The following is a 23972-nucleotide window of genomic DNA, read 5'->3' on the forward strand; positions in this document are numbered from 1 at the left end:
GAAATGCCTTATATATGAAAAAAAAATAGTAATTTAGCCCCTCGGAAAACGATATAAAACGGCTTAGAAGTAAAATAAAGGCCGTTCTCGCGAATATTCAACAAAATAACATAGATTAAATGGACGAAAATCAGACAATGGATCAAGACAGGATCATGAAGATCAACATTGAAGAAGAAATGAAATCTTCGTACATAGATTATTCAATGTCGGTCATCGTGGCTCGTGCTCTTCCTGATGTACGTGACGGCTTTAAGCCGGTTCACCGCCGTATTTTATACGGCATGTTGGGAATAGGGAATACGAACGACAAACCTTATAAAAAATGTGCGCGTGTAGTAGGAGAGGTGTTGGGAAAATACCATCCGCACGGCGACTCATCTGTGTATGGCGCATTGGTGCGTCTTGCACAAGATTGGAATATGAGGTACACCCTTGTCGATGGTCAAGGAAACTTCGGTAGTGTAGACGGTGATTCGGCAGCGGCCATGCGTTATACGGAATGTCGCCTCTCAAAAATGGGCGAGCATATCATGGATGATCTTGAAAAAGACACCGTTGATATGGCCAATAATTTCGACGATACTCTGCAGGAACCGACGGTTATGCCGACGAAAATACCTAATTTGCTCGTAAACGGAGGCAACGGTATAGCCGTGGGTATGGCAACGAATATCCCGACGCATAACCTCAACGAAGTAATCGATGGATGCTGTGCATATATAGATAATCCAGCTATTGATACAGACGGATTGATGGAGTATATCAAGGCTCCGGACTTTCCGACAGGTGCATATATTTATGGTCTTCAAGGTGTAAGGGATGCCTACGAGACAGGCCGTGGCAGAATAGTAATTCGTGCCAAGGCAGAAATCGAGGTTGGAGAGAACCATGATAAGATTGTTATTACTGAAATACCGTATGGTGTCAATAAGCAACAACTTATCGAGTATATCGCAGACCTTGTGAAGGAAGGCAAGCTCGAGGGTATTTCCAATGCGAACGACGAGTCTGGCCGGCAGGGTATGCGTATTGTGATAGACGTGAAAAGAGAGGCGAATGCCAATGTTATCTTGAATAAACTGTTCAAGATGACGGCTCTTCAAAGCTCTTTCTCCGTAAATTGCATTGCGCTGGTGAAAGGCCGTCCGCGGTTGTTGGCATTGAAAGACTGTGTGAAATATTTCGTTGAGCATCGTCATGAAGTAACAATCCGCCGCACACAATTCGAATTGAAGAAAGCACAGGAACGGGCACATATCTTGAAAGGTCTTATCATTGCCTGCGATAATATAGACGAAGTGGTGCATATTATTCGGGCGTCGAAGACTCCTGCCGATGCACAGAAGAATTTGGAAAACAGATTCGAACTCGATGAATTGCAGTCGAAGGCAATTGTTGACATGCGTCTTTCGCAGCTTACAGGGTTGCGTATGGACCAATTACACGCAGAATATGAGGAGTTGGAAAGGCTAATTGCTCATTTGCAACAGATACTCGAGGATCCTGAATTATGCAAAAAGGTAATGAAAGACGAACTCAATGAGGTAAAAGAAAAGTATGGCGATGACCGTCGTACTAAGATCATCCCAGCAGAACATGAGTTCAATGCCGAAGATTTTTATCCCAATGATCCTGTTGTTATAACAGTAAGTCACCTCGGATATATCAAGAGAACTCCATTGAGTGAGTTCCGAGAGCAGGCTCGTGGAGGAGTTGGCTCTAAGGGAGCACGGCATCGCGAGCAGGATTTCACAGAGTTTATTTATCCTGCGACAATGCATCAAACCATGCTTTTCTTTACCAAGAAGGGGCGTTGTTATTGGCTGAAATGCTACAATATTCCGGAAGGAGCGAAAGATGCGAAGGGTAGGGCTATACAAAATCTGTTAAATATCGAAAGTGATGATTCTGTTAATGCTATTCTGCGTCTGCGCGGCCTTGATGATGAAGAATTTATCAATTCACATTATGTCGTATTCGCAACAAAGAATGGAACCGTCAAGAAAACAAGTCTTGAAGCTTATTCCCGTCCTCGTACAAACGGAGTTATTGCCATTAACATTGCAAATGGCGACGAAGTGGTAGATGTAAGATTAACCAACGGGCACAATGAGCTGATTATGGCCAATCGTAATGGTAGGGCTGTTAGGTTTGATGAGAAGACCATTAGAACTATGGGACGTACTGCAACCGGCGTGCGAGGTATTCGTCTTGATAAGGGAGATGATCAAGTTGTTGGTATGATAGTAGTTAACGATTCTGTTCAAGAAACGGTAATGGTTGTTAGTGAAAACGGTTATGGTAAACGTAGCGGAGTAGAGGATTACCGGAAAACAAATCGTGGAGGCAAGGGAGTAAAGACCATGAATATTACCGATAAGACAGGACGTCTCGTTGCAATAAAGAATGTTACGGATGATAACGATCTCATGATTATCAATAAGAGTGGTATAACGATCCGCCTTGCTGTAGCTGATTGTCGGGTGATGGGCCGTGCTACTCAAGGTGTACGCTTGATAAATCTGTCGAAAAAGAATGATGTCATTGCAAGCGTATGTAAGACTATGAGTTCTGAATTGGAGGCTACCGTTGAGGAGGAAAGCCGTTCACAGTGGGCGCAGAAGAATGAGAACGCTCCATTGAATAACAGCGAAGAAGGAGACAAAACCGTAACGTCTCCGCTTGACTTTGATGACAAGGTAGATGAATAAAGTAAAATTTAAAATAATAAGCTTATGAAAAAATTAATGATTATGGCTTTATTGGCACTTAGTGCCACTACAGTCTTTGCAGGAGATAGCGAACCGTTAAAGGCTATTATGAAAGCTAATGATTTTGCTACGGCGCAAGAATTGGTTAAGTCGAGCCTTTCGCAACTTCCGAATGACGAAGAAAAGGCGAAAGCTTACAATAAGTTGGTGGAATTGGCTATGTCTAAAGTTGAGAAAGAACAGACCATCATTACCCAAAATCAGTTGGCTGAACAGTTAAAGCAAGGTAAGGTAGAACCTTTTGATACAGCTGGCTACTATTCAGCTATTTATAATGCGATCACTAATGCAATCGAATGTGATAAGTATGATCAGATGCCTAACAGTAAAGGTAAGGTAAAACCAAGGTTTCATAGTGGCAACCAAAGCAAGCTTTATCCTTTGCGTCCGAACCTGATTAACGCCGGTCAAGAGGCGATACAAAAGAAAGATCAAGAGGCTGCACTTAAATATTTCGGTCTTTATGCTGAAAGTGCAAGTGCTCCTCTCTTTAAAGAAGTAGATAGAACAAAAACACCCGATACGTATTTAGGAGAAGTTGCACGTGTTGCATCCGTATATGCTTTCCAAAATAAGAATATGGAACTTGCAAACAAGTATGTGGATATTGCGATGTCTGACACGGCCACTTATAAAGAAGCCTTGGACCTCAAGGTTTACTATATGCAGCAAGGGCTGAAGACGCATGAAGATTCGTTGCAATTTGTTTCAAAGTTGCAAGAACTTTATGTAAAGAACCCGAAGAGCGATCAAATATTTATGACACTGTCTAACTTGTATGGAAGTTTAGGTCAGAAGGGTGAAATGGATAGACTTATCAATGAAAAAATCGCTCAAGAACCTAACAATTTTACGGCATGGGCTATGAAAGGACAGGCCGAAATGAATGCTCAAAAATGGGATGAAGCCATTGCAAGTTTCAAGAAAGCTGTAGAAATCGATACGAAGAATGCCTTGGTATTGACTTATTTAGGGTTCTGTATCAATGCTAAAGCGCAAAATATGAATAATCCTCAAGAACAGAAGAAGTTGTATACTGAGTCTGTAGGATATTTGGAGAAGGCCAAGGAAGTTGATCCGAATAGGGAGAAAGCAAATTGGAGCTATCCTCTTTACCAATGTTATTACAATCTCTATGGGGCTAATGATAGTAGAACTAAAGAGATGGAAGGTATGAATAAGTAATTTATTTAGTATAGTTGGTACATATAGAGTAGGTGTGTACCAACTATATTTATACTCTCTATGAAGAACGAAGTTCCTTATACTTTGTTTATCTTGTTGTCAATACTCTCAATATTTGTAAGAAACGGGAAGATTTTCAATCGGGCAAGTCGACATCGTTTGGAGGTAAATACGATTATGAATTAATTTCTTACGGTTAAAGATAACGATTTTTATAATGTACTATTGTGCAAAGTTATTATAGTAGCCTTACCATATAACAGAATATGATAAAGCTACCTGATAAAATAACAGGTAGCTTAGAGTAAAATTTTCGTCTGTTTATCCCTCTTGTATCCATAAAATAAAGGATTATAAACCGGCTGAATAGTGGATTAAAATTAAATTCGTATTTAAAAAGATTAGCCAAATACTGTCATTATATAAAAGATATTGCATATTAGGTAAAAGAGAGAAAGTCAAGAAAATAATCTTACATAAAAAGAATAATATATGATAAAGGGGCGACAATATATACTATTGTTTCTATTTTTCTTTACCTTGAATACTATTTATGGGCAAAAGAAAGAAATCGCACAGGCCCGTCAGTTTATTAAGAACGGGAATAATTTAGAAAATGCAGAAAGCATGATGACTAAATTATTACAGGATTCGACGAATAAAAACAATACAAAGATATGGAATACTCTTTTTAATGCGGTTAAGAAGCAGTATGAATTAGGAAATGAAAAACTATACTTGAAACAACAGTATGATACAGCCCAGCTGTTTATAATAACAAGACGGATGTTCAATATATTAGAGAGCTATGATTCTGTAGAGGCAATTCCCGATAGGCTTGGGAATATAAAAATAAAAAACAGGGACAAACATGCTGATTTTTTGAACCAATATAGAGCGAACCTGTATAATGGAGGAAATTTCTTCATCAAGAAGCAAAATTTTAAGGAAGCATATGCTATGTTCAATGACTATATAGATTGTACAAGGCAACCATTGTTTACGAAATATAACTATTTACAGAATGATAAAATTCTTCCTGAAGCAGCTTATTGGACTGTTTATTGCGGATATAAGATGAAGGATGCTAAAGCGACTTTGCTTTATGCCGATATTGCTGCAAAAGATACGGCGCATTATATGTATATGTTGCAATATTTGTCAGAAACTTATAAAGCGGAAAATGATACAAGCCATTATGTCGATTGCTTGAATGAGGGGTTTAATAAATATCCGACTTCACCATTCTTTTTTCCTCGTCTGATAGATTACTACAGTCATGAGAAAGATTATGCTGCAGCAATGAAGATTGTGAATGTTGCTTTGCAGATGGATAGTGCTAATGTGGTATACCGATTTGCGAAAGCCTCTGTTCTTTTGAATACCGGCGATTATGCGGAATGCATTAAGATATGTGATAAAATAATTCTTGAGAATGATACTTTGGCGGATGCTTTTCTATTTGCAGGTTTGGCCTACTTCAATCAAGCGGCAGAGTTAGAAAGAAATGTACAGATAAGTCGTGGTGATAGGCAACGTATAATCAAGTGCTACCAAAAGGCATATCCGTATTTGGAGCGGTATCGTGAGTTGGCTCCCGACCAAGAGAAAAAGTGGGGAATGCCTCTTTATAAAATATATTACAATTTAAACATGGGGAAGAAGTTCGATGAAATCGATAAAATAATAAGGGGAGAGAATAATGCAAATAAATGACATGCTTTCTAAATTAAAAATAACACAATTGAACCGTATGCAGGAAGATTCTATTGAAGTGATACTGCATAATGATAAAGATGTTATTATATTGTCTCCTACCGGTTCGGGAAAAACGTTCGCCTATCTGCTTCCTCTCATTCAGTTACTCGACAGTCAATCAAACTTGTGCAAGCTATAATTATCGTCCCGGGCAGAGAACTGGCTTTGCAGTCTGCCAATGTATTGAAGTCTATGAACACTGGCATACATGCATTTGCCAGCTATGGTGGGCGTACGACAATGGAGGAACACAAAGCAATATCACAAATTAAGCCCCATATTGTCTTTGCTACGCCGGGGAAATTGAATGATCATATAGATAAAGATAATTTTAATACGAAAGATGTTAAATTTTTAGTTATCGATGAATTCGATAAATGCCTTGAGATGGGGTTTCAAGAAGAGATGAAGGCTATAATCGATAAGCTTCGTTCGGTAAAACGCCGTATATTGGTATCTGCCACCGATGCAGAAATTATACCCGATTTTGTAAATATAGGTCGAAGTTGTAAGATTGATTATTTATCTTCTAAAGAACAGATACCTAAAAGGATAAAGGTATATAAGGTGAATAGTCCTACAAAAGATAAACTCGAGACCTTATCTGGTTTATTAAAAACCGTTGGTGAAAAAAGCAGTATTGTCTTTCTTAATCATAGGGAAAGTGTAGAGCGGACAGCAGATTTTTTATATAATAACGGCTTTGTAGTGAGTTCTTTTCATGGGGGAATGGAGCAAAAGGCGCGAGAAGATTCATTATATCGTTTCTCCAACGGTTCAACAAATATCTTTGTTTGTACCGATCTGGGTTCTCGTGGCTTGGATATTCCCGATGTAGAGAATGTAATCCATTATCATATACCTGAAAATGAAGATAGCTATATTCATCGTGCAGGCAGAACAGCCAGATGGAAATCTGATGGAAATACTTATTTTATACTTGGTCCTGAAGAAAATATTCCAGACTATGTAAATAGTGTTATCGAAAATTTCTCTATTCCGGAAGAATTGCCCGCTCCTGCTTTGCCGGTTATGACAACCCTTTATATCGGAAAAGGTAAAAATGATAAGATCAGTAAGGGAGATATTGTAGGATTTCTTTGTAAAAAGGGTAAACTTAATATAGGAGATATCGGAAAGATAGATGTAAGGGATAGATATTCTTATGTAGCTATAAAACGAACAACAATGAATGCTGTCTTAGACTTAATTTGCGGTGAAAAAATAAAGGGATTGAAAACAATTATAGAACAAATTAAATAATAAAACGTAAGAAAATCAATTATTCAAAAAATAGATGGTGAATAATTTGTTTGTATCATACAAAAGATGTATCTTCACGGTCGACATTATATACGAACCGTTATTTATTAATTTTTAAAATACTCTAATCAGATGAAGAAGTACAACTTTAATGCAGGTCCGTCAATGCTTCCTCGCGAAGTAATTGAAAACACAGCTAAGCAAATTCTGGATTTCAATGGTTCTGGTTTGTCACTTATGGAGATAAGTCATCGTGCCAAAGATTTCCAACCGGTTGTTGATGAATGTGTGGCTCTTATCAAAGAACTACTCAGTATTCCTGATGGTTATTCGGTAATTTTCCTTGGTGGGGGTGCTTCCCTTCAATTCTGTCAGGTTCCTTATAACTTTCTTATCAAGAAAGCTGCTTACCTGAATACAGGTACATGGGCGAAGAAGGCTATGAAAGAAGCAAAACTTTTTGGGGAAGTTGTTGAGGTAGCATCTTCTGCTGATGCCAATTATACTTTTATACCCAAGGGGTGGACATGTCCGACTGATATAGATTATCTGCATGTCACAACCAATAATACGATTTACGGAACTGAGATGCGTAAAGAACTGGATGTTCCTGTTCGTTTAATTGGCGATATGTCTTCCGATATTTTTAGTAGACCGGTCGATGTAGCTTGTTATGACTGCATTTATGCCGGTGCACAAAAGAATCTTGCTATGGCAGGAGTGACGGTAATAATTTTAAAAGACGATGCTCTCGGAAAGGCTCCTCGTGAGATACCGACAATGTTGGATTACCGCACACATGTAGAAAAAGGTTCGATGTTCAATACTCCTCCTGTCGTTCCTCTTTATTCTGCTCTTGAAACTCTTCGCTGGATTAAAAGGAATGGTGGTGTAGAGGAAATGGATCGTAGGGCAAAAGAGCGTGCTGATATTTTGTATAGTGAGATTGATCGTAACAAATTATTCCATGGAACCGTCGAAGAAGAAGACCGAAGCCTCATGAATATATGTTTCGTTATGAACGAAGAATACAAAGAACTTGAGAAGTCTTTCTTAGACTTTGCAATAGAAAGAGGCATGGTTGGAATTAAGGGGCATCGTTCTGTGGGTGGCTTCCGTGCAAGTTGTTATAATGCACAGACAGTAGAAGGAGTTCAAGCTTTGGTAAAGGCGATGAAAGATTTTGAAGCGATGCATTAATTAATAAAAAGTCAAAGGTGTAATTTATGTTATGCCCATTATTATTAATCAAATTAGGGTAGTTTGTAATTTATATTATTTGAATTATTCTAATTCCTTTCCTGAATGGAGAGATTTATTATAATATAGACTATGAAAATATTAGTAGCAACAGAAAAGCCTTTTGCCGCAACTGCGGTTGAAGGCATAAAAAAAGAGATAGAAAATATTGGTAATCAAGTTGTTATGCTTGAAAAGTATACGGATAAGCAACAATTACTTGATGCGGTAAGTGATGCAGATGCCATGATTGTGCGGTCTGACAAGATTACCGCCGAAGTCCTTGACGCTGCGAAACAATTAAAGATTATCGTACGTGCAGGAGCCGGCTATGACAATATTGATACAGAATATGCAAAGGGAAGAGGAGTGATTGTGGAGAATACTCCCGGGCAGAATTCCAATGCTGTTGCCGAGTTAGTGTTTGGTTTGCTTGTATTTGCCGTTCGTAATTTCTATAATGGTAAATCCGGTACGGAACTTAAAGGAAAAAAGTTGGGTATTCTCGCTTTCGGGAATGTAGGACGTAATGTGGCCCGTATTGCCAAAGGCTTCGATATGGAAATATTTGCTTACGATGCATTTTGCCCTGCAAGCGCAATCGAAGAAGCTGGGGTGCATGCAGTAGCAAGTCAAGATGATCTTTTTAAAATATGTGATATCGTATCGTTGCATATTCCTGCAACAGCAGAAACTAAAGGTAGCATTGACTATAAGACTGTTGCACAAATGAAAAAGGGAGGTATTCTTATTAATACGGCCCGTAAGGAAGTTATTAATGAGCCGGAATTATTGAAACTTTTTTCAGAACGTGAGGACTTGAAGTTCATTACAGATATCAAGCCCGATGCTGACGAAGAATTTGCAAAGTTTGAAGGCCGATACTTCTCTACTCCGAAAAAAATGGGAGCACAGACAGCCGAGGCGAATATCAATGCCGGTATTGCTGCCGCACGACAAATTAATGCATTCTTTAAAGATGGCTGTACTAAATTCCAAGTAAATAAATAATTTATTATCGTATTCGCACGGCAACAACACTCTTAGCCGTGCGAGTTTATTAATCAACTAAAACACAATATCATGGCAACAATAAAGCCTTTCCGCGGTCTCCGTCCTCCAAAAGATTTGGTCGAGCGAGTAGAATCTCGTCCATACGATGTTCTCAATTCTGAAGAGGCAAGAAAAGAAGCCGGTTCTAATGAGATGAGTCTTTATCATATTATCAAGCCTGAAATCAATTTCCCCGTTGGAACATCTGAATATGATCCGCGTGTTTATGAGAGCGCTGCAGAGCAGTTTCAAAAATTTCAAGACAAAGGATGGCTTGTGCAGGATGAAAAAGAATTGTATTATATTTATGCCCAAACAATGAACGGCAAAACACAATACGGTCTTGTTGTCGGAGCTTATGTCGACGACTATCTTACAGGTGTTATCAAAAAGCATGAACTTACACGGCGCGATAAAGAAGAAGACCGTATGAAACACGTACGGGTATGCAACGCAAATATGGAGCCTGTGTTTTTTGCTTATCCGGACAATAAAACTCTTGATGATCTGATTAACCGTTATGCTACTAAGAAACCCGAGTACGATTTTATTGCACCGATAGACGGATTCCGCCATCAGTTTTGGCTTATCAGCGATGATACAGATATACAGACGATTACCGATGAGTTTGCTAAAATGCCGAGTTTATACATTGCGGATGGGCATCATCGTTCTGCTGCTGCTGCTTTGGTGGGAGCAGAAAAGGCGAAACAAGACTCTCATCATACAGGTAAAGAAGAGTATAACTATTTCATGGCCGTATGTTTTCAAGCCTCTCAACTGACAATTCTCGATTATAACAGGGTGGTAAAGGACTTGAACGGAATGACCTCTGATCAGTTTCTTGAAGCATTGAGCAAGAATTTTGTTATCTCATGTAAGGGAAAGGACAATTACAAACCGACAAAACTCCATGAATTTTCATTATACATAGATGGTAAATGGTACAGCCTTATTGCAAAAGAAGGAACTTATGATGATACAGATCCGATAGGAGTGCTCGATGTAGACATCTCATCGCGTCTTATCCTTGACGAGTTATTAGGTATCAAAGATCTGCGTTCCGACGAGCGGATCGACTTTGTTGGTGGTTTGCGTGGGCTCGGAGAGCTGAAACGAAGAGTCGACGACGGCGAAATGAGAATGGCTTTAGCCCTATATCCTGTGACTATGAAGCAAATTATGGATATTGCCGACAGCGGAAAGATCATGCCTCCTAAAGCAACATGGTTCGAGCCCAAACTGCGTAGCGGTCTCGTTATCCATAAATTATCTTGATTGATGGCAGTCGAAGACACTTTTAAAACGATAACCAATAAAGTAGGCGAGGGATATTACACAGAGAAGCGGAGTAAATTCCTCGCCTTTGCACATCATGTTACAACGATAGAACAAGTTAAAAACGTTATATCCGATTATCGTAAAAAATATTATGATGCTCGCCATTGCTGTTATGCATATATGCTCGGTTCCGAACGAAAAGAGTTCCGTTCGAACGATGATGGAGAACCCAGTAGCACAGCAGGTAAACCCATATTGGGACAGATAATTTCTCATGAACTTACCGATATTCTCATTATCGTAGTGCGTTATTATGGCGGTATCAACCTCGGTACTGGCGGACTCATCACAGCTTATCGTGAAGCAGCGGCGGATGCTATCTTGCATTCCGAAATAGAGACAAAGGTAGTAGAAGAAGTTGTTAACTTTTCATTCAGTTACGCAATGATGAATTCCGTAATGCGTGTAGTCAAAGAATTGTCACCACGCATCATTAGACAAGAGTTCGATAACACGTGCACAATCTCGCTCGCGATATCGCGGAGTAAGGCCGATCAGTTGCGCGAACGCCTGCGTAAATTATCCTTTGAATAATTTTGTTATATCGGAAATAAATATTACTTTTGCAAAACCCTTAGGAAGGTTGGCAGAGTGACCGAATGCGCTGGACTCGAAATCCGGTATACCCATTACGGGTATCGGGGGTTTGAATCCCTCACCTTCCGCAATCGTTAAAAAGAGGGCTTCAAAAATGAAGTCATAATGACGGTCAAAAATAGCAGAATCGTTGTAAAACCTTGTTTTTACAACGATTTTTTGTATTCTTATTTCGATGGCTGAATAACGATATATATATGAGTTGACTGTCATAAAACGGCCGTTTATTGCTATATTTACTGCTACACAAAATTTTCAGGATGAAAAAATGTAGCAGTGATAGCAGAATGAGTAATATATAGACTGAACTAATTTTCTTGTTCTCAGTGCTTTATAGCGAATTTCAGTTGTCAACCTCCGTGGTTCATGTTGTCAACCTCCGTGGTTCACGTTGTCAACTTCCGTGGTTCACGTTGTCAACCTCCGTGGTTCATGTTGTCAACCTCCGTGGTTCACGTTGTCAACTTCCGTGGTTCACGTTGTCAACTTCCGTGGTTCACGCTGTCAACCTCCGTGGATCACATTGTCAACCTCCGTGGTTCATCGTGTCAACCTCCGTGGTTCACACCGTAACTTTCATACGGACAGAACTTCTCGTAATTCTCTTACCGATGAAGAAGTCATGGCCATTGATTTCGAAAAGTTTTGCACGGCACATCAGGATTTAGTAAGGGACGTTTTCTTATTTTGCCGGTTTGGCATATATTGATGTCAGAAATCTTGCAGTGTATTTCAGAAAGAAAATCAGTTTTTTAGCCTATCTTTAATATATTTTCAGTATATTTGTAGCGTGTTTCTTCGGAAGCGCAAGGACATATTTGCTCAATAGCTTCACAATCACCACCGAAACAAAGAGCAATCATCAATATTGGGACTGCCCCGAATACGGGCGCAGCTTTCCCGTATTTGATGATGGTTTGTGGTGAACTGTGAGGCGTATGGCGAAAGTCTGCGCCTTTTTAATTGGCACAGGTAGATGACGATAATTTTTATTCACTTAAAAAAATAATTTTATGAAGAAACTATTATTATGTGCCGTAATGCTCCTTTTGGCAGTCGGAGTCAATGCCCAATTGATGAGAGCAAAAGAACTGGAAAAGTATGCCAAGGAAAAATATGGCGAGAAATGGAATGATGCAGCCAAGAACCTTGCTGGTCAACTACAGTTAGACAAGAACAATGCGCTGACCTACACACAGATTATCGAGGTACCTGAAAAAACTAAAACGCAACTGTACGTCATTCTCAACTATTGGTACAGTAATACTTTTGGCAGTGGTAAATCTGTTATTCAACTGAATGACAAAGAAGCTGGAGTTATTATTGCCAAAGGGTATGTTGATGCCATAGCCGTCCATGCAGGAGGAACAAACTCATATACGGTTAACCTCACTCCAATCATCAAGACAGATATCAAAGAGGGCAAGGTTAGGGTAACATACACTGTGCCTTTCTACGATGTGGACAAGATGGCAGGAGGCGGTATTTTGGGGGCGATGAATGGCTCGCGCGGAACATTGGTACAAGAGAATTGGCCCATAGAGAAATGCTTTCCTTTTGCAGAGAAAGACAGTCATAAGAAAACTTCAGCAAAGGCTCTCGTGATGGCTCATGCTTATTCGAATGTTATCATGGATAAGATAGAAGAGGCTGTCAAAAATGGTGTGTCTAATAATGAAAATGAAGAGTGGTAATATACACCACCAAATCAAATTATCTCTTTCAAAGCAAGCATCTGTCTGTAAAGGCAAGTGCTTGTTTTAGCTTAAGACGATGCAGGACGGAAGTTCTCAGATTACTGTCGCGAGATGCTTCTTAGTGGAGTGTTTATTTCTGTTCCCAAGATGACGGACAATGAAAAGGAAGCTATCAAGGTACTCAAACGAACCGCCTAATTCTGTGATAAAATAAGAATAGAGGACTAATTCCGATTGACGAAAAACAAAGCAGGGAGGAGTAAAGCAAAGAGGAAGAACCGCAGCAGATAGATGAAGTGTACAGGTAAACAAATGTTTTTCTACTACCTTTATTAAATTAAAGCCTGCATCCAACGAATATAAACGTACTGTTTATATTCGTTGGATGCAAGCTCTATCGTTCTTGGATAGCCTTTCGACAATGGTTATTTGTCATACTTATGCGGTCTGTTCCGACTGTATCTGTCTTAAGAGCATCTTCTGATGTTCCGTTAAGTTGGTGGGCAAGGTTACGTTGTAAGTGATGATCAGATCGCCTGTGGTGCCGTCTCCGCGGTCGTAGCCCTTACCTTTCAGCCGGACTTTCGTGCCGTTCTGCGTTCCGGGTTTTACTTTAAGTTTCAGGCGGCTGCCACCTGTGGTTTGTATGATGATGTCGCCTCCGAGTATTGCCGTGAACATATCGATAGAGACGTTGGCGTCCATCTCGCCGGTGGTTCTCCGCTGCGTGCGGCGGGTTGTGCGCGTTTTGGCACCACTTCCGAACAGATCTTGGAAGAAACTCGAGAAGCCTCCACTGCCGAAACTGCTGAAGTCGAAGCCTTCGAAAGGTGAGTCGCCACCTGAAGACGACCACTGGAAACCTCCCGTATTCTGTCCGCTTGCAGCATTAAATCCGTCTGCCTCGCGCCACTTCTCGCCGTATTGGTCGTATTTTTGCCGTTTCTCGGGATCGCTCAACACGTCGTAAGCCTCGTTGAGAGCCTGAAATTTGGCCTTTGCCTTCGGATCGTTGGGGTGCAGGTCGGGATGAAATTGTTTGGCACGCTTACGGTATGCCGCCCGCACATCCTTCTGCGGTATGTTACGGTCTACACCTAATATTTTATAATAGTCTATAAATGCCATGTTTATTGAATTAATTTGTTACTTGTAGGGTAGCAAAAAGTATGCCGTTGGGCCGCTTTCCTGTAATTATTTTTGGCTGTGTGTTGCTCGTAAATGAAAAATCGGACAGGCGTATTTGTTGTTAAAAGAATAATTACTACCTTTGCAAAATACAAATGTGAAGAGAGAAAGTGGCAATTATGAACGATATAATCATTAAGGAAAGCAGGCTGGTCGAGGCCGCTGAAAATGGAATGGACGCTTTTGTGGACGTGTTTTTCGATGCAATAAACGGTGCGGTCGGCGGAGAGCTTTCTGTGGAACATCTGCAACAGCTCAATGTCGACCAGATTACGCTTCTGGCATATAGGTATATGCGTGATGAGGTGATGGACGGCGGTTTCGTGCAATTGATACATAACGGTTACGGCGGTTTCATATTTATGAACCCGTTCAATAAGGCCGTAAGGGCGTGGGGCATGCAAGATCTTCACCGGATTATTAGCAAGTGCCATAGGCTTTATGTCAAATATGGTAAAGAGATCGAGAAAGATTGTAGCGACGATGAATTCATGGCACTGTTCGAACGTTTCCCTGAGTTCGATGTGTTCGACGATGAGTTCGTGGAAAAAGAAGAAGCGTTTACGGCGGCCGTAGCCCATTATATCGACGAGCATATCGAAAACTTTGCGAAAATAGAGAAAGATGAATAAAGAAGAATTGGAACTCCGCAGAAAGAGTCCTGTACAGATAAGAAACAAAAAAGCTTCATTCGAATACTACTTTGTAGATACTTATACGGCGGGCATCGTGCTCACCGGCACGGAAATCAAGTCGATCCGGCAGGGAAAAGCCTCGTTGGTCGACAGTTTTTGCTACATCAACAATGGTGAAATCTGGGTAAAAGGTATGAATATTTCGCCTTATTTCTATGGTTCTTACGCCAATCACGAGGCGAAGCGCGACCGTAAGTTGCTGTTGACCAAGCGCGAAATCTATAAATTGCAGGAGGCTACAAAGGCGGTGGGCTTTACTATCGTGCCCATACTCGTGTTCATAGATGGCAAGGGGCGTGCCAAAGTAGATATCGCCTTGGCCCGCGGAAAGAAAGAATACGACAAGCGGCAGACACTGAAAGAGAAAGAAGACCGGCGCGAGATGGATCGTGCAATCAAACATTTTTGAGCTATCATGACTTTACGGGATGCCGCGGCACAGCGGATACTGATACTCGACGGTGCTATGGGCACCATGATACAAGACTACGGGCTTACGGAAAACGACTTCCGTAATGAACAGCTGGTGGATATTCCGGGACAAATGAAAGGTAATAATGATGTGCTGAATCTTACACGTCCGGATGTAATCATGGATATTCATCGGCGATACTTGCAGGCCGGAGCCGATATTATAGAAACCAACACCTTTTCTTCGCAGCGCATTTCGCAGGCCGACTACCGTTTAGAAGGTTATGCAGTTCGGCTTTCGCTGGAAGGCGCACGCTTGGCAAGACAGGCAGCCAATGAGTTTTCTACTCCCGAGAAGCCACGATTTGTTGCGGGAAGTGTGGGGCCGACCAATAAAACCTGCTCTATGTCGCCCGATGTAAGCAATCCTGCTGCAAGAGAACTGACTTATGATGACTTGTATCAAGCTTATACAGAGCAGATAGAAGCATTGGTCGAGGGTGGAGTGGATGCTCTTTTGATAGAAACAATTTTCGATACGTTAAATGCGAAAGTAGCCATTGATGCTGCGCAGAGCGTTATGGCATCGCATCAAATCAGTCTCCCGATCATGCTGAGCGTAACTGTCAGCGATCTTGCCGGCAGAACCTTGAGCGGACAAACATTGGAGGCTTTCTTGGCAAGTATCAGTACATACGATATTTTTTCCGTGGGCTTGAACTGTTCTTTCGGCGCTCGGCAGATGAAGCCCTATCTGAAAGAGCTGGCACGGAAAGCACCTTATTATATTTCCGCCTATCCAAACGCCGGTTTGCCTAACTCTATGGGGCTTTATGATGAGACGGCCGAGTCGATGACTCCTCAGATAGGAGAGTTCATAGACGAAGGATTGGTGAATATAGTCGGTGGGTGTTGCGGTACAACCGATGAGTTTATCGCCCGATATGCCCGATGGGCACAGGGAAAAAAGCCCCGCCGAGTGGTTGCGAAACCAAAGACGATGTGGCTTTCGGGGCTCGAATTGCTCGACGAAACTCCCGAAGTACAGTTCGTAAACGTAGGAGAACGTTGCAATGTAGCGGGAAGTCGTAAGTTTCTTCGCTTGATAAAAGAGAAAAACTACGAGGAGGCGATGTCGATAGCCCGTAAGCAGGTGGAAGACGGGGCGCTCGTAATTGATGTTAATATGGATGACGGACTGCTCGATGCCAAGGCGGAAATGGTGACTTTCTTGAATATGATTGCCGCCGAGCCCGATATAGCAAAGGTTCCGGTAATGATAGATTCTTCGAAATGGGATGTGATTGTTGCCGGATTGAAATGCTGTCAGGGTAAGTGTGTAGTTAATTCCATTTCGTTGAAAGAGGGAGAAGAGAAGTTTATCGAGCATGCCAAAGACGTGCAGCGCTATGGTGCAGCCGTGGTAGTGATGTGCTTTGATGAACGGGGACAGGCTACCTCTTTCGAACGCAGGATAGAGATAGCAGGGCGGGCCTATCGCATTTTGACGGAGAAGGTGGGCATGAATCCGCTCGATATCATCTTCGATCCGAATATACTGGCTATTGCCACGGGGATGGAGGAGCACGACAATTATGCCGTAGACTTCATTAAATCGGTGGAATGGATAAAGAACAACCTGCCCGGAGCTCATGTGAGTGGAGGAATAAGCAATCTGTCGTTTTCTTTCAGAGGAAATAACTATGTGCGCGAAGCCATGCATGCTGTGTTCCTTTATTATGCTATTAAGGCGGGGATGGATTTTGGTATCGTAAATCCAGCAGCTAAGGTAATGTACACAGATATACCCGAAGAGCATTTGCAGATACTCGAGGATGTGGTGTTGAACCGTCGGAAGAATGCGTCGGAAGATTTGATAGAACTAGCCGATCGTTTGAAAAAAGAAGCAGAGGAGGCATCCGCGAGACAAAATGTCGGTAACTCTCAGGCGGAAAATCGGGAAGGATGGCGCAGCGAACCGGTAGACAAACGCTTGGGATATGCTTTGAGGAAAGGTATAGGGGATTATCTTGATGAAGATATCCGTGAGGCGTTGAAGGTATATCCTCGTGCGGTCGATATTATAGAAGGTCCATTGATGGCGGGTATGAATGAAGTAGGGGAGTTGTTCGGTGCGGGAAAGATGTTCTTGCCGCAGGTAGTGAAGACGGCACGAACGATGAAACAAGCAGTTTATATTCTTCAGCCTTATATAGAAGGCGAAAAGAAAGATAATTCTTCGAAAGCGGGAAAAGTAATACTTGCCACAGTAAAAGGCGATGTACATGATATCGGCAAGAATATAGTTTCAGTGGTGATGTCGTGCAATAACTACGAAGTGATTGATATGGGAGTGATGGTTCCGGCCGAACATATTGTGAAGAAAGCCATTGAGGAGAAAGCCGATTTGATAGGATTAAGCGGACTTATTACACCTTCGCTTGAGGAAATGGTGAACGTGGCAGTAGAAATGCGGCGGGCAGGGCTGGATATTCCCATCATGATCGGTGGGGCCACAACCTCGCAATTGCATGTGGCATTGAAAATTGCCCCGGTATATAGCGGTCCTGTGGTATGGATGAAAGATGCATCGCAGAATGCTTTAGCGGCGGCAAAGCTGCTGAATAAGGCGGAAGAACCTTCGTATGCTAATTCTCTGAATGAGAAGTATGCCAAGTTGCGCGAAGGCTATCGGCAGGAACAGCAACAACTTATTTCGATAGATGAGGCACGGAAAAATAAATTAAATTTGTTTGAATCTTGATTTTATTTCTTTATGTATGGATTTTTCTTACTAAGAGATGGTGAAAAAATGTGAAATAATATTTTGTGAAATATATAATTTACACTACTTTTGTAGAGGTTTAGTAATTTTGAAATGAAGTTTAAAAATAGAAAACGGTGGCATTGCTTACCTGGTCAACCGATAACAGAACTCGATAAGCAAGTGATGTATTGGGAGAATAAAGGTAAGGAAGTGCCCACGCGTGAATTGATAAAAACGCCCGAACAGATAGAAGGTATACGAAAGAGTGGGGGTGTTAATACAGGAGTGCTTGACGAAGTTGCAAAACAGATACATGCTGGAATGAATACACTCGAAATAGATAAAATCTGTTATGATTATTGCACTGGGCACGATGCTATTCCCGCATGCTTGAATTATGAAGGTTTTCCTAAAAGTGTATGTACAAGTATCAATGAGGTCGTATGTCATGGGATACCGAAAGAGGAAGATGTTTTGCAGGAAGGAGATATTGTAAATGTGGATTTCACTACAATATTGGATGGATATTATGCAGATGCATCCCGTATGTTCATTATAGGGAAAACTACTCCTGAAAAAGAACAGCTTGTAAGGGTTGCCAAAGAATGTCTGGAAGTAGGTGCTGAGGCAGCTAAGCCATTTGGGTTTGTTGGCGATATCGGGCATGCTATTCAGAAACATGCAGAAAAATATCATTATGGAGTTGTACGTGATTTGTGTGGTCATGGAGTCGGTCTTGATTTTCATGAACAACCGGATGTGGTACATTACGGACATCGTGGAACGGGCATGTTACTTGTTCCCGGCATGGTGTTCACGATAGAACCGATGATCAATATGGGTACATGGAAAGTATTTATAGATGCAGATGATAGATACGGATGGGAAGTTATTACGGGAGATGAACTACCTTCGGCACAATGGGAGCACACCTTTGTGATGACAGAGCATGGAGTTGAAATCTTGACATATTAAATGGAAACGAATAATATTTATATATTAGGTATAGAAAGTAGTTGTGATGATACTTCTGCAGCAGTGCTTAAAAACGATGTACTACTGAGTAATGTAACGGCTTCACAAGAAGTACATAAGGCATATGGAGGAGTTGTTCCAGAGCTTGCTTCGAGGGCACATCAACAGAATGTAGTTCCTGTAGTTGATCAGGCAATAAAGAAAGCCGGTATCACCAAAGAACAACTATCGGCTATCGCTTTTACACGTGGGCCGGGATTAATGGGTTCATTGCTTGTGGGAGTTAGTTTTGCCAAAGGTTTGGCTCGCTCATTGGAAATTCCTTTGATAGATATCAACCATTTACAAGGACATGTTATGGCTCATTTTATCAAGGAAAGTGATAATGATTATCATCAGCCACCCTTTCCTTTTCTTTGTCTTTTGGTAAGTGGAGGTAATTCGCAGATTGTAAAGGTGAAGGCTTATAATGATATGGAGGTACTCGGGCAGACTATTGATGATGCAGTAGGGGAAGCTATTGATAAATGTTCGAAAGTAATGGGGCTTGGCTATCCCGGAGGTCCAATTATCGATAAGCTGGCGCGTCAAGGTAATCCGCATGCTTTTCAGTTTTCTGAACCTAATATCTCCGGAATGGATTATAGTTTCTCCGGTTTAAAGACGTCTTTTTTATATAACTTGAGGAAATGGATTGAAGAAGAAGCCGATTTCATCGAAAAGCATAAGACGGATATAGCAGCAAGTCTCGAATTTACGATTGTAGATATATTAATGAGAAAATTGCGTATGGCTGTCGAGAAAACAAAAATTACGCATGTGGCTGTTGCAGGCGGTGTTTCTGCTAATAATGGTTTGCGAAATGCTTTTCGTGAGCATGCAGAGAAATATGGATGGACTATTTATATACCTAAGTTTAGCTATACTACGGATAATGCTGCAATGATAGGAATAACTGGATATTATAAATATATGGATCATGATTTCTGTAGCATAGATAAGCCTGCTTTCAGCAAAGTAACATTCAAATAGTTTATGCTGCTTTATGTTAATAAATAAATTTATAAAAGAATGGAATTAGAAAGTAAAGTTTTGAGTAAAGAGCTACAACAGCTTCTTTATGATAATAAGAAAACGTTAGGTACGGCGGAGAGTTGTACTGGTGGAAGAATTGCAGAGGCTATTATTGCGGCTCCTGGCGCTTCTAATTATTTTAAGGGAGGAATTATTGCTTATACAAACGGAATCAAAGAAGAATTGCTACATGTGGACCATCAGACGTTAGAAGAGAAGACTGCTGTGAGCGAGGAAGTTGCAATCCAAATGGTAAAGGGTGCTTGCAAGGTGCTCCATTGTGATTATGCTATTTCTGCGACAGGTATTGCCGGACCGGGAGGAGGAACTGTTAGTATTCCTGTAGGAACAATTTGGATTGCTTGTGGAACGAAAGACAAGGCTCATACCTATAAATTGGAAGAAGATTTCGGACGTGATATCAATCTTGCAATAGCAACGAATAAAGTCCTCCGCCTATTTTTAGATTTTCTGAAAGGAGAGAATATAAATGAAATTTCAGAATCCGAAGGATAAAGTTTCTGTAACATCATTTAAATTTAATATAGATTTTTTGCATTAGACTCGAGTATTTAAAACGGCATTTCATTGCTTATGAAAAAGTATCTCTAATTTTTTCTTTTTAATTCCGTTAGTGATTTAAGAGCCAATATCTTATGCCTACCACTGAGATGGGTATTGTTACAAGAGCTGGGCGAAGTAATAGTACAACATAGGCATCCTTTATTTCAAATGAGTAACGGTAAGTTGAAGGTAAACATTCAGCAAACTATGCTATCCAATGTAGGGGACGCAATACAAATCCAGTCGCTATTGCCTTTATCAAGCAAAACGAAGGAATAGCAGACTCCAACCCCTCTTTCCGCACGGATATAGTCTTCAACACAAGCTTCCTCAAAATTAGTCATGCAAGTAGAACTGTGTCAAGGTTATTTCTCTTATATAGTATTAATCTCAGATGGGAGACACGATATTTAATCGTGTTTTCTATGTGAGGAGCTTTTTTGTTCGCAAAGTTACATGATTTCATACCGTTCTCCAAATTTTGTAGTCAATTGCTGTGAGATGAGTGCCCAATTCAACAGGGACAATAAACCACTTCTCCCTGATGTTACGATAGGTCAAGATAGACGAGTTTTTCCAATGCCGTATCGGAGGGGAATTACTCCCTTGTTTTTCGTGACCTTTTGTATCTGGCGGTGGTAGATTGGTGAAGACACTTCGAATGACATCAGGGAAGCCTTTAAGCCTATCCGCATCGCAAATCATAATATCCTCCATTATCGTCCTTTCCCTTGTAGCAGAATGCATTGAGCCGGCAGATAGTATAGACCGGCTCCAGCATGCGAGACATACATTTCTTTATCTCAGGTAGCACACGGTCTATAATTGCGCTTATGGTTTCAGCAGAGAGCTTAGTATTATTGTCTCATGCTTACGAACCATCTGAGAGGAAAAACTGTCATCACGGTTACGGAGTGTGTCTTGTCGCAATGAGTAGTATATTTGTAGCTGTATTCCTAATTAAGACATTGATAAAATAGTTTTGTTATCTTATCACATGATACATAAAAAGAGGAAATCAACAACTGATTTCCTCTTGGTGACTCCGCTGGGATTCAAACCCGGAACCTTCTGATCCGTAGTCAGATACTCTATTCAGTTGAGCTACGGAGCCTTCCTTTCTTATTGCTGATCTTATTGAGTGACTCCGCTGGGATTCAAACCCGGAACCTTCTGATCCGTAGTCAGATGCTCTATTCAGTTGAGCTACGGAGCCATTCTTGATTAGCGTCGGCAAAGGTAGTTACATTTTTCGTAACTGCCAAATGTTTTACGATGTTTTTACTTGATTAAATCGATGCTGCGCTTCAAGAAAGCATCAAGCGATGCACCTTTCAACATTCCGTTTTGAAGTAAGGCCAGATCTATAAGTTGGTGAACAACCTGATTGTTTTTAGCATATTCAGACAAAATCTTCGTCTTTTTCTCACGTTGTTCATCAAGACTCTTCTCCGTATTTTGAATATCGTCACGCTCTTCCTGTGTTATTTCTTCTTGTTTTTTCTTGCTCTGTGCTTGCCGCAGAGCAGCAAGGCGGGCTTGAAGTCCTTTCAATTCACTTTCAATCGGTTTCAATGCTTCTGTCGTTGAGGCATCTGTATCGGCAAGAATATTCTTCACCAATTCGTGATCACTATTCAAAACAAGTGTATAAGAATCTGGCATTTGTTGATAGAAGCCCATGCCGCTTTGGAACCTGCTCATATCTTTCATACGGCGCATATATTCGTTCTGCGTGATCAGGACTGGCTGGTTGTCCACTCCAAGACTTTGTACTTCGACATTGAAGTTTGCCTTATTAAGTTTAGGCATCTGTGTACGGAATACCTGTGACAGTTTGTCACGTTCTTCTTCCGAAAGCGTACTTTCAGTTGCATCCTTTTTTACAATGATACGTTCAATAATATCGCTATCCACGCGTACAAAGCGACTTTTTTCGAACTTCTCTTCCAATAACGAAATTGCAGGAACGTCGAGTTGTCCATCGAGAACTAAAATACTATAGTCCTTTTGCTTTGCTGCTTCTATATATGTATATTGATCTTCTACATTGGTAGCATAAAGGTAAATCAATTGTCCGTCCTTGTCCGTTTGATTATCTTTGATGTGATTTCTATATTCATCAAATGTAAAATATTTGCCTTCAGTGTCTTTCAACAATGCAAAGTCTTTCGCACGATCATAAAAAGTAGTCGTTTCTGAAAGCATACCGTAATTGATAAAAAGTTTCAGATTATCCCACTTCTCCTCATAGTCCTTTCGGTTTTCCTTAAAAAGGCTTTGTAAGCGGTCGGCTACCTTTTTGGTAATGTAAGTGGAAATCTTCTTGACATTGTTATCGCTTTGGAGGTATGAACGACTTACATTCAAAGGTATGTCCGGTGAATCGATAACACCGTGCAACAGTGTGAGGAACTCCGGTACGATACCTTCAACCTGATCGGTAACAAAAACTTGATTACAATAAAGTTGTATTTTATTTCTCTGCAGATCTAAATTGTTGGTGATGCGTGGAAAATAGAGTATTCCTGTCAGATTAAATGGATAGTCAACGTTCAAATGAATCCAAAACAACGGTTCATCTTGCATGGGGTAGAGCGTACGATAGAAGTTCTTATAATCTTCATCTTTAACACTACTTGGCGCTTTTGTCCAAAGAGGCTCCACATTATTAATAATATTATCCTCTTCAGTATCTACCTGTTTGCCATCTTTCCATTCTGTTTTCTTACCAAAAGCAATTGGAACGGGTAGAAATTTACAGTATTTATTCAACAGCGACTCAATACGCGGACGTTCAAGAAATTCCTTGCAGTCGTCATCTATATAAAGAATAACATCTGAACCATGATCATCACGTTCTGCTTCTTCTATTGTAAAAGAAGGACTTCCGTCACAACTCCACTTTACAGCCTTTGCTCCATCCCGATAACTCTTGGTGATAATTTCCACTTTCTTACTTACCATGAAGCTCGAATAGAAGCCAAGACCGAAATGTCCGATAATTGAATTGGCATTTTCTTTATATTTGTCAAGGAAATCGTTTACGCCAGAGAATGCTATTTGATTGATATACTTATCAATCTCTTCTTCTGTCATACCTATGCCATGATCGCTGATCGTAAGCGTACCATTTTCCTTGTCAAGAGTTATATGTATGGTAAGATCGCCTAATTCTCCTTTAAATTCACCTTGAGTTGCAAGTGTTTTCAGTTTCTGTGTTGCATCAACAGCGTTAGAAACCATTTCACGAAAGAAAATCTCATGATCCGAATAGAGAAACTTTTTAATGACAGGGAAGATATTCTCCGTTGTAACCCCTATATTGCCTTTTTGCATAATTATGATGTATTTTAATAATTTCAACATCAGCTTATACAAATAGCGTGCC

Annotated in this window: 16 protein-coding genes, 3 tRNA genes and 3 pseudogenes; 17 read left to right on the plus strand and 5 right to left on the minus strand. The window is 40.7% G+C overall.

What is annotated here, in order from left to right:
• The first annotated feature begins 119 nt into the window (after nucleotides 1-119).
• The 11 genes and pseudogenes from gyrA to HMPREF0663_RS12375 form a co-directional block, all read left to right on the plus strand.
• Complete coding sequence (gene gyrA, locus HMPREF0663_RS10635) at nucleotides 120-2714, plus strand: DNA gyrase subunit A (RefSeq protein ID WP_004370544.1); 2595 nt, start codon at nucleotides 120-122, stop codon at nucleotides 2712-2714.
• A gap of 24 nt (nucleotides 2715-2738) precedes the next feature.
• Entirely contained in the window at nucleotides 2739-3959 is a 1221-nt protein-coding gene (locus HMPREF0663_RS10640) for a tetratricopeptide repeat protein (RefSeq protein ID WP_004370545.1), read from the plus strand.
• A gap of 492 nt (nucleotides 3960-4451) precedes the next feature.
• The gene (locus HMPREF0663_RS10645; protein WP_004370547.1) at nucleotides 4452-5675 is read left to right on the plus strand and encodes a tetratricopeptide repeat protein; all 1224 of its coding nucleotides are present in this window, start codon (nucleotides 4452-4454) and stop codon (nucleotides 5673-5675) included.
• Nucleotides 5662-6980, plus strand: a pseudogene (locus tag HMPREF0663_RS10655) (DEAD/DEAH box helicase). The gene HMPREF0663_RS10645 and the pseudogene HMPREF0663_RS10655 overlap by 14 nt, the downstream one beginning before the upstream one ends.
• A 132-nt stretch (nucleotides 6981-7112) precedes the next feature.
• Nucleotides 7113-8180 carry a 3-phosphoserine/phosphohydroxythreonine transaminase gene (gene serC / locus HMPREF0663_RS10660; protein ID WP_004370550.1) on the plus strand — a complete coding sequence of 356 codons (1068 nt, stop codon included), beginning with the start codon at nucleotides 7113-7115 and terminating at the stop codon, nucleotides 8178-8180.
• 132 nt (nucleotides 8181-8312) lie between these two features.
• Nucleotides 8313-9230 (plus strand): NAD(P)-dependent oxidoreductase, encoded by a 918-nt coding sequence (locus HMPREF0663_RS10665; RefSeq protein ID WP_004370551.1) that lies wholly within the window; start codon nucleotides 8313-8315, stop codon nucleotides 9228-9230.
• Between the two features lie 72 nt (nucleotides 9231-9302).
• Nucleotides 9303-10550 (plus strand): DUF1015 domain-containing protein, encoded by a 1248-nt coding sequence (locus HMPREF0663_RS10670; RefSeq protein ID WP_004370552.1) that lies wholly within the window; start codon nucleotides 9303-9305, stop codon nucleotides 10548-10550.
• Nucleotides 10551-10553: 3 nt separating this feature from the next.
• A complete protein-coding gene (locus tag HMPREF0663_RS10675; RefSeq protein WP_004370553.1) occupies nucleotides 10554-11147 on the plus strand; it encodes an IMPACT family protein in 594 nt (197 codons plus the stop codon).
• Between the two features lie 43 nt (nucleotides 11148-11190).
• Nucleotides 11191-11278 (plus strand) — tRNA-Ser (locus HMPREF0663_RS10680).
• A 945-nt stretch (nucleotides 11279-12223) separates the two neighbouring features.
• The gene (locus HMPREF0663_RS10685; RefSeq protein ID WP_004370554.1) at nucleotides 12224-12904 is read left to right on the plus strand and encodes a DUF4468 domain-containing protein; all 681 of its coding nucleotides are present in this window, start codon (nucleotides 12224-12226) and stop codon (nucleotides 12902-12904) included.
• Between the two features lie 75 nt (nucleotides 12905-12979).
• Nucleotides 12980-13099, plus strand: a pseudogene (locus tag HMPREF0663_RS12375) (plasmid mobilization protein); the annotation flags it as partial.
• A 246-nt stretch (nucleotides 13100-13345) separates the two neighbouring features.
• Here the strand turns inward: HMPREF0663_RS12375 and HMPREF0663_RS10690 are convergent.
• Nucleotides 13346-14035 carry a DnaJ domain-containing protein gene (locus tag HMPREF0663_RS10690; protein WP_004370555.1) on the minus strand — a complete coding sequence of 230 codons (690 nt, stop codon included), beginning with the start codon at nucleotides 14033-14035 and terminating at the stop codon, nucleotides 13346-13348.
• Between the two features lie 179 nt (nucleotides 14036-14214).
• On the opposite strand from HMPREF0663_RS10690, the gene HMPREF0663_RS10695 reads away from it, so the two are divergent.
• The 6 genes from HMPREF0663_RS10695 (at nucleotide 14215) to HMPREF0663_RS10720 (ending at nucleotide 20533) form a co-directional block, all read left to right on the plus strand.
• The gene (locus HMPREF0663_RS10695) at nucleotides 14215-14727 is read left to right on the plus strand and encodes a DMP19 family protein (protein ID WP_004370556.1); all 513 of its coding nucleotides are present in this window, start codon (nucleotides 14215-14217) and stop codon (nucleotides 14725-14727) included.
• Entirely contained in the window at nucleotides 14720-15199 is a 480-nt protein-coding gene (gene smpB, locus HMPREF0663_RS10700; RefSeq protein WP_004370557.1) for an SsrA-binding protein SmpB, read from the plus strand. The genes HMPREF0663_RS10695 and smpB overlap by 8 nt, the downstream gene beginning before the upstream one ends.
• Before the next feature lie 6 nt (nucleotides 15200-15205).
• Nucleotides 15206-17965 carry a methionine synthase gene (gene metH / locus HMPREF0663_RS10705; protein ID WP_004370558.1) on the plus strand — a complete coding sequence of 920 codons (2760 nt, stop codon included), beginning with the start codon at nucleotides 15206-15208 and terminating at the stop codon, nucleotides 17963-17965.
• Between the two features lie 114 nt (nucleotides 17966-18079).
• Nucleotides 18080-18943: a type I methionyl aminopeptidase gene (gene map, locus HMPREF0663_RS10710; protein ID WP_004370559.1), complete on the plus strand. Its 864-nt coding sequence runs from the start codon at nucleotides 18080-18082 to the stop codon at nucleotides 18941-18943.
• Entirely contained in the window at nucleotides 18944-19975 is a 1032-nt protein-coding gene (gene tsaD / locus HMPREF0663_RS10715; RefSeq protein ID WP_004370560.1) for a tRNA (adenosine(37)-N6)-threonylcarbamoyltransferase complex transferase subunit TsaD, read from the plus strand.
• Between the two features lie 39 nt (nucleotides 19976-20014).
• Nucleotides 20015-20533, plus strand: coding sequence for a CinA family protein (locus tag HMPREF0663_RS10720; RefSeq protein ID WP_004370561.1), 519 nt, complete (start codon nucleotides 20015-20017; stop codon nucleotides 20531-20533).
• A gap of 500 nt (nucleotides 20534-21033) precedes the next feature.
• On the opposite strand, the pseudogene HMPREF0663_RS12355 reads toward HMPREF0663_RS10720, so the two are convergent.
• From HMPREF0663_RS12355 to htpG, 4 genes and pseudogenes are all read right to left on the minus strand, one after another.
• Nucleotides 21034-21222 (minus strand): annotated as a pseudogene (locus HMPREF0663_RS12355) (IS256 family transposase); the annotation flags it as partial.
• 396 nt (nucleotides 21223-21618) lie between these two features.
• Nucleotides 21619-21695: transfer RNA gene (locus HMPREF0663_RS10730), tRNA-Arg, on the minus strand.
• 28 nt (nucleotides 21696-21723) lie between these two features.
• Nucleotides 21724-21797, minus strand: a tRNA-Arg gene (locus HMPREF0663_RS10735).
• A 65-nt stretch (nucleotides 21798-21862) separates the two neighbouring features.
• Entirely contained in the window at nucleotides 21863-23920 is a 2058-nt protein-coding gene (htpG, locus tag HMPREF0663_RS10740) for a molecular chaperone HtpG (RefSeq protein ID WP_016665100.1), read from the minus strand.
• Nucleotides 23921-23972: the final 52 nt, after the last annotated feature.

Origin of the sequence: Hoylesella oralis ATCC 33269, assembly GCF_000185145.2 — a bacterium.
GTDB lineage: Bacteria > Bacteroidota > Bacteroidia > Bacteroidales > Bacteroidaceae > Prevotella > Prevotella phocaeensis.